The 7,884-nt window shown below is 45.6% G+C and carries 6 protein-coding genes; all 6 read left to right on the top strand.

Annotated elements, in window-relative coordinates:
* A partial coding sequence (locus tag DW677_RS18545) for a hypothetical protein (RefSeq protein ID WP_207658988.1) occupies positions 1–282 on the top strand: 282 nt, incomplete at its 5' end.
* 22 nt (positions 283–304) lie between these two features.
* Complete coding sequence (gene hisS, locus DW677_RS15445; RefSeq protein WP_117567756.1) at positions 305–1,570, top strand: histidine--tRNA ligase; 1,266 nt, start codon at positions 305–307, stop codon at positions 1,568–1,570.
* A 146-nt stretch (positions 1,571–1,716) separates the two neighbouring features.
* Positions 1,717–3,513 carry an aspartate--tRNA ligase gene (gene aspS, locus DW677_RS15440; protein WP_117567755.1) on the top strand — a complete coding sequence of 599 codons (1,797 nt, stop codon included), beginning with the start codon at positions 1,717–1,719 and terminating at the stop codon, positions 3,511–3,513.
* 93 nt (positions 3,514–3,606) lie between these two features.
* Positions 3,607–5,022 (top strand): transglutaminase domain-containing protein, encoded by a 1,416-nt coding sequence (locus DW677_RS15435; protein ID WP_117471268.1) that lies wholly within the window; start codon positions 3,607–3,609, stop codon positions 5,020–5,022.
* A 223-nt stretch (positions 5,023–5,245) separates the two neighbouring features.
* Positions 5,246–5,926, top strand: coding sequence for a response regulator transcription factor (locus DW677_RS15430; protein WP_021905844.1), 681 nt, complete (start codon positions 5,246–5,248; stop codon positions 5,924–5,926).
* Entirely contained in the window at positions 5,923–7,467 is a 1,545-nt protein-coding gene (locus tag DW677_RS15425) for a HAMP domain-containing sensor histidine kinase (RefSeq protein WP_117567754.1), read from the top strand. The genes DW677_RS15430 and DW677_RS15425 overlap by 4 nt, the downstream gene beginning before the upstream one ends.
* Positions 7,468–7,884: the final 417 nt, after the last annotated feature.

Below are 7,884 nucleotides of genomic sequence, written 5' to 3'. Positions count from 1 at the left end.
TGTTCACGCCTTGCGCAAACAGTAACTGATTTTGCCGATGCTTCGCATTCCAAATCGGCAAAATCCACTACCACCACTGTACTGTACGGAATTTTCAGTTCAGAAAATTCCTACCCGTGTACAGTAACGATCTTTTCGCTGAGGGATGGGAAAAACTCACAAAATAAGTTGACTTATCCATGTCCGAAAAATATAATACTTTTATTAAGGAAAGAAAAAACCCTTGAAAACCTAAGGCAATCAGCGTATTATGGTGAACGTAGGCGTGAAATTGCGCGATAAAGAGAGAAACAGAGGTAGCTTTATGGCATTAAAGAAAAAGCCGGTCACCGGCATGAAAGATATTCTCCCGGCAGAGATGCAGATCCGGGATTATGTGCTGAACCAAATCAAAGAGACTTACCGCGGCTTCGGATTTTCCGCGATCGAGACTCCGTGCGTGGAGCACATTGAGAACCTCCTTAGCAAACAGGGCGGCGACAATGAGAAGCTGATCTTCAAGATCTTAAAGCGCGGCGAGAAATTAAATATCGAGACAGCAGAGACGGAGAACGATCTGGCAGACGGCGGACTCCGCTATGATCTGACACTTCCGTTATCCAGATATTACTCCAACAACTCCGCAAACCTTCCGTCTCCGTTTAAGGCACTTCAGGTAGGCAGCGTATGGCGTGCAGACCGTCCGCAGAAGGGACGTTTCAGACAGTTCGTCCAGTGTGATATCGATATTCTCGGTGACGCAACGAATCAGGCCGAGATCGAGCTGATCCTCGCGACAACGACCGCGTTAAAGAAGATCTGCCCGGACAACAGCTTCGAGGTACGCGTCAACGACAGAAAGCTTCTCCGTGCGATGGCCGTATACAGCGGATTCCCGGAGGAAGATATCGATAAGGTATTCATCACCGTCGATAAAATGGACAAGATCGGTACGGATGGTGTAAAGGCAGAGCTCATGGAAAATGGCTACTCCGAGGAGACGGCCGATAAATACTTAGAGCTTATGGGGCAGGCAACAAACGATGCCTCAGGTATCCGCCGTATGGGAGAGATCCTTGCGGGTGTGTTAGAGGACGGTGCAGCTGAGAATCTTGCGCAGATCATGGAGACAGTCGGCGATGTTTCTGACGGAAGCTTCAAACTTGCGTTCGACCCGACCTTAGTCCGTGGAATGGGCTACTACACCGGAACCATCTTTGAAGTATCAATGGAAGGATTCGGCGGCTCCGTAGCGGGCGGCGGAAGATATGACAAGATGATCGGAAAGTTCACAGGAATGGATACACCGGCCTGTGGTTTCTCCATCGGCTTTGAGAGAATCGTTACGATCCTTTTAGACAACGGATTTACAGTTCCGGGCGGAAATGAGAAGGAAGCGTGGCTCTTCGAAAAGGGAATGAGCTCCGAGAAGCTTGCTTCCATTATGAAAGAGGCGATGACTGCCCGCAAGGAGGGAAAGATCGTCCTTGTAGCCCAGATGAACAAAAATAAGAAGTTCCAGAAGGAACAGCTCGGAAAAGAAGGCTACAGTGAGTTTAAGGAATTCTATAAGGAAGACTTAAAGCACTAAGACCGGGAAAAGGACAGCTTTATCTCAGTCGAGAAGACTCCCACCTCTTTTAAGTGGTGAGTAATCTCACGGATGTTCGACTTGAAATTACAATAACATTCAGCGGGTATGTTTTTAAATATTCCAGCTGTATCAGGAGGAAAATCATGGCAGAATCAATGGCAGGCTTAAAGCGTTCCTGCCGCTGTGCTGAAGTCACAGAGGCAAACGTAGGCCAGGAAATGACACTTATGGGATGGGTCCAGAAGAGCAGAAACAAAGGCGGTATTATCTTCACCGACCTTCGTGACCGTTCCGGAATCATCCAGATCATCTTTGAGGAGAGCGACTGCGGCGCTGAGAGCTTCGCAAAAGCTGAAAAATTAAGAAGTGAGTTTACAGTAGCGGTTGTCGGAACCATCGAAAAACGTTCCGGCGCAGCAAACCCGAACTTAAAGACGGGTACCATCGAGATGAGAGCGAAATCCTTAAGAATCCTCTCCGAGTCCGAGGTACCGCCGTTCCCGATCGAGGAGAACAGCAAGACGAAGGAAGACCTTCGATTAAAATACCGTTATCTTGACCTCCGCCGTCCGGATCTCCAGAGAAACATCATGATAAGAAGCCGTGTGGCTACGATGGTCCGCCAGTTCTTAGCGGACGAAGGTTTCCTCGAGATCGAGACCCCGACTCTTATCAAGAGTACACCGGAAGGCGCAAGAGACTACCTTGTACCGAGCCGTGTGCATCCGGGCGAGTTCTATGCTCTTCCGCAGTCTCCGCAGTTATTAAAACAGCTGCTGATGTGTTCCGGTATGGACCGTTACTTCCAGCTCGCAAGATGCTACCGTGACGAGGACCTCCGTGCAGACCGTCAGCCGGAGTTCACACAGATCGATATGGAGTTATCCTTCGTGGATGTTGAGGATGTTCTCGAGGTCAACGAGAGACTCTTAAAGAAACTTTTCAAGGAGATCTGCAACTTTGACGTCCAGACTCCGATCCTCCGTATGACATGGCGCGAAGCTATGGACCGTTTCGGTTCCGATAAGCCGGATATGCGTTTTGGCATGGAATTAAAGAACGTATCTGATGTTGTAAAAGACTGCGAGTTCGTTGTATTCAAGAGCGCTCTTGAGAACGGCGGATCTGTCCGTGGTATCAACGCAGACGGACAGGCCGGTATGCCGAGAAAGAAGATCGACGCTCTCGTTGAGTACGCAAAGGGATTCGGTGCAAAGGGGCTTGCATATCTTGCGATCCATGAGGACGGTTCCTATAAGTGCTCCTTCGGAAAGTTCATGAAGCAGGAAGAACTGGATGCTCTTGTAAAAGCGATGGACGGTAAGCCGGGTGACCTTCTCTTCTTTGCCGCAGATAAGAACAAGGTTGTATTCGATGTATTAGGAAATCTCCGTCTTGAAATCGCAAGACAGTTAGACCTCTTAAAGAAAGACGATTTCAAGTTCCTCTGGGTAACAGAGTTCCCGCTCTTAGAGTACTCCGAGGAGGAGGGACGTTACGTCGCTATGCATCACCCATTCACAATGCCGATGGAGGAAGATCTCCCACTTATCGACACTGATCCGGGCGCAGTCCGCGCGAAAGCCTACGATATCGTATTAAACGGTACGGAGCTCGGCGGCGGATCCGTCCGTATCCATCAGGATGATATCCAGGAGAAGATGTTCGAAGTTCTTGGCTTCACAAAAGAGAGAGCAAGAGAGCAGTTCGGCTTCCTGCTTGACGCATTTAAGTACGGAGTACCGCCGCACGCAGGTCTTGCATACGGCTTGGATCGTGTTGTTATGCTCATGGTAGGCGCAGACAGCATCCGTGACGTGATCGCTTTCCCGAAGGTAAAAGACGCGTCCTGTCTTATGATGGAAGCTCCGGCACCGGTAGATCCGAAGCAGCTTGAGGATCTCGATATCGCGATCGTTGAGAAGAAGGACGAAGAATAAAGATAATAAAGAGACGCTGAATAATGGAAGCGCTGTGCAGAAAAACTGCGCGGACGCTTCCATTTGCTATATTGGAAACAAAGGGAGAGAAATATGAAAAAGGTATTGAAAATAACAGCAGTGACCACACTGCTGAGCCTGGGACTGGCATTTTCCTCATATGCCGGACAGTGGAAACAGGGAACTGGAGCAAATGCCGGTAAATGGTGGTATGACGAGGACAATGGCACCTACGCAACAAATGGATGGCGCTGGATCGATGGAGACGGGGACGGAATTGCGGAGAATTACTGCTTTGACCAGAGTGGCTGGCTGTATGTGTCTACGGAGACACCAGATAAGAAGACGGTGGATGCCAATGGTGCACGAACACAGGATGGAAAAGTTGTTACGATGAATGTAAATTCCGGGGATACGACTTATACTGTGGATGGAACAGGGACACTGGAACCTAAAACATATAACGGAATAGAATTTAGTCTGGATAATTTAGGCTATAGTAACATGGCGATTGGAAGTATTATGTATCCGAAAGCGAACTCTGTTACAGCTGAACATATTTTGGAATACAAAAGATATTATGAAACCGGAACTGACAATTATTGGTTGGGAGCTAAGCAAAAGGAACGCGTAAATGCTTTTATTTCAGAATGGAAAAGTAAAAATATTAATAATTCAATGACGGAGGATCAAAAGGCACGAAAGATTTACGATTGGCTTGTTGACAATGTGACATATGATGCGCAAGAACCGTATAATCAGTCATCTTATGGTGCGTTTATAGATAGACGATGTGTCTGTGGAGGTTTCGCAAATGCGTTTATGTCATTAGGAAAAGCTTGTGGACTTGATGTAAAATATGTATTTGAAATTGAGCATGCATTCAATATTGTTAAATTAGATGGGAAATGGTATGCAGTGGATGCAACAAAAAAATATTATAAAAATAAGGATACGTCGTCAGCTTACTATTATAAAGATATACCAGAAGGAGATAGATCTATAGAGGAAAAGGTGCAGAAAAGGGAAAATAAGGAATCTAAACGAATAGAAGAAATAAAAACAAGTAATGAAAAAAATATGGAGAGAGCTAAGAAAAACTTTGAAAGCGGAGCGGTATTCCAAGCAGATGATGAAAAGCTGATTCCATCGCTGTTACAATACATCAATGAACAGGTGAATACAAATGTAAAATCGAGTCAGCCTATTACTGCTGTTATATATACAGGGGGAAGAAATTTTCAGGAATTCAATAAACAGAGATTTTCGTATAATGGTTTTACAGGAAAACTTGATGAAGTTATAGAACATGAAATAATCGGTAAAACGATTAATGGCTATTACATAGGAAATTATTCCAATTGTGTAATTGATTATCAGAAAAATAAGGGAACAGATGGAACATCTATATTTGTGACAACATGGAAAGACAAAGACGGAAAAGATTATATAATCTTCAGAGTAGCACTCAATCCTAGAGACAGAGTGACGGCTTCAAAAGGAGAATAATACAGTTCTCCCGCCTTCATGAAACTGCCTTTGTGAAATGTTCGTGAACTTATAGAAATCCCACTTATTATCTGCTAAAATATAGCTGATGATAAGTGGGATTTTTATGCACACATGTATGATGCCGGTAGCACCGAATCGACTGGTTAATATCTCAAGTGTGTTGGAATACGCTTCTGTTCTTATCGGAGTGCATCAGGTAAAATATATGGAGGTACAGACAATGGATGCAGTAAAAATACTTATGGTCGACGACGAGGAGAGAATGAGAAAGCTCGTCAAAGACTTTTTAACGATTAAAGGATACCGCGTTTTAGAGGCGGGAGATGGCGAGCAGGCTATTGATATTTTCTTTAAGGAGAAAGATATCAGTCTTGTGATCTTAGACGTCATGATGCCGAAGATGGACGGTTGGGAGACATGCAAGACGATTCGACGATATTCTCAGGTTCCGATCATCATGCTGACGGCGAGAAGCGAGGAGCGGGATGAGCTTCTTGGATTCGAACTCGGCGTTGACGAGTATATCACAAAACCGTTCAGCCCGAAGATCCTTGTGGCGAGAATTGAGGCGATCCTGCGCCGTGGCAGCGGTACATCAACGGGAGAGATTCTGGAGGCAGATGGAATCCGCGTGGATAAGGATGCCCACGAGGTGACTGTGGATGGGAAGCCGGTGGATCTCAGCAACAAGGAATTTGAACTTCTTACCTATTTTATGGAAAACAAAGGAATCGCCCTCTCAAGAGAAAAGATTCTGAATAATGTCTGGAATTACGACTATTTCGGAGATGCGAGGACTATAGACACCCACGTAAAGAAGCTGAGAAGCAAACTTGGCCCGAAAGGTGACAATATTAAAACCATCTGGGGCATGGGATATAAACTCGAGGTGGATGGATGATGAAATCGATACGATCCAGACTGACGGTCACGTTTATTGGTCTGATTGCTGTGATTCTCGCAGTGATCTGGGGCGTCAATAAGTGGTATCTGGAAGATTTCTATGTAACAAAGAAGGTACAGGCGTTAAATAGTGCCTACGAGGCCATCGACTCCCAGATCGAGGAGAACAGGGACTACGGGATTTCCATCGAAGACGCCATGAGGAGAGAAAGGGATGCTGACGGAAATATCACGGAAGGAAATTTGCAGCGCCTGATCCGGAATTTCAGCGACAGCGCCAATGTTTCTGTCCTGATCATCGACAACAGCACGGAGGATGCGACGGTCTATTCAACATCCCGTGATACGAAGTTTTTAAAAGACCGCATTGACCGCTATATTTTCGGCTGGACAAAGGCCAAGTACACGATTCTGGAGGAAAATGACCAGTATAAGATCCAGAAGACATACGATCCTCAGCGGGAGAGCATGTACCTGGAGAGCTGGGGATTCTTCTCCGACAACAGCACTGCCTTTATCATGAGCGCACCGCTGTCAAGTATCGGCGAGAGTGTCCGCCTCGCGAATCAGTTTCTGCTCTATGTGGGAATGATCGCTGTATTGATCGGTGCTCTGGTCATATATCTGGTGGCAAAACAGATCACAATGCCGATCTATAAGCTGTCGAACCTCTCAGAGCGCATGTCGGATCTCGATTTTAATGCGAAATATGAGTCTGGAAAACATGATATGGAAGAGATACAGGTTTTAGGAAACAGTATGAACACACTGTCGGAGCGCCTGGAGGAAACGATCTCGGAGCTAAAGTCGGCAAATAACCAGCTCACGAAGGACATCGAAGAGAAGACAAAGATCGACGAGATGCGTAAGGATTTTATCGCAAATGTCTCCCATGAGCTAAAGACACCGATCGCCCTGATTCAGGGATATGCGGAAGGTCTTCAGGAAGGGATGGGCGAGGAGAAGGAAAGCCGCGACTACTATTGTGATGTTATTGTTGATGAGGCCAACAAGATGAACAAGATGGTCAAGCAGCTTCTGACATTGTCTTCTCTGGAGAGCGGAAACGATAAGCCGGTGATGGACCGTTTCAATTTAACGGAACTGGTTCGCGGCGTTGTGAACGCGTCGAAGATCCTGCTCGAACAGAATGAGATTCAGGTGGATTTTGATGCTCAGACGCCGGTTTATGTATGGGCGGATGAATTTAAAATCGAGCAGGTAGTCACAAACTACCTGAGCAATGCAATCCACCATATCGATGGAGAGAAAAAGATCATTATCAAAATGCTTCCGGAAAACAACATCGTCCGTGTATCTGTCTTTAATACCGGAACCCCGATCCCTGAGGATGCGATCCCGAATCTCTGGACGAAGTTCTATAAGGTAGATAAGGCGAGAACCCGTGCCTACGGCGGAACCGGAATTGGTCTTTCCATTGTAAAAGCGATCATGGATGCCCACAACCAGCAGTATGGCGTGAAGAACTGGGAGAATGGCGTGGAGTTCTGGTTTACGCTGGATGGGAGCAATTCATAATATTATGGTAGGAACCCATATGGAATCTGGCAGGAGCAGCTTTTGGCTGCTCCTGTATTTGCTCTTGGCGATCAGGATGATACATCATATTGTATCAATTGAATATATAATATACAATATATAGCATTCTTGGGCTGGACTTGTAATGATATCGCAAAACATGTAAAAAGAAATGAAAAAAATGTAAAAAACAGTTGACTTTTGTCCGGGGATTTGATATTATAATACTCGCCTTGAGCAACAGGGCAAAACTTATTAAGAGTCATTAAGAAAACTTCTTAATCCCTCAAAAAAGTTTTAAAAAGTTCTTGACAAACCGGAAACGGTATGATAGAATGAATGAGTTGCCGCTGAGAACAAGAAACGACAACAAAACAGTTCCTTGAAAACTGAACAGTATGTAAAACCCTGAAAATT

It is taken from the genome of Clostridium sp. AM25-23AC, from assembly GCF_003435125.1.
GTDB lineage: Bacteria > Bacillota > Clostridia > Lachnospirales > Lachnospiraceae > Pilosibacter > Pilosibacter fragilis.
This window is presented reverse-complemented; position numbering and strand designations above follow the sequence as displayed.

What these genes read in the sequence shown, in the direction of transcription:
- hisS (WP_117567756.1), top strand. Translation starts at nt 305, where the DNA reads ATGGCATTAAAGAAAAAGCCGGTCACCGGCATGAAAGATATTCTCCCG.
- DW677_RS15425 (WP_117567754.1), top strand. Translation starts at nt 5,923, where the DNA reads ATGATGAAATCGATACGATCCAGACTGACGGTCACGTTTATTGGTCTG.
- DW677_RS15430 (WP_021905844.1), top strand. Translation starts at nt 5,246, where the DNA reads ATGGATGCAGTAAAAATACTTATGGTCGACGACGAGGAGAGAATGAGA.
- DW677_RS15435 (WP_117471268.1), top strand. Translation starts at nt 3,607, where the DNA reads ATGAAAAAGGTATTGAAAATAACAGCAGTGACCACACTGCTGAGCCTG.
- aspS (WP_117567755.1), top strand. Translation starts at nt 1,717, where the DNA reads ATGGCAGAATCAATGGCAGGCTTAAAGCGTTCCTGCCGCTGTGCTGAA.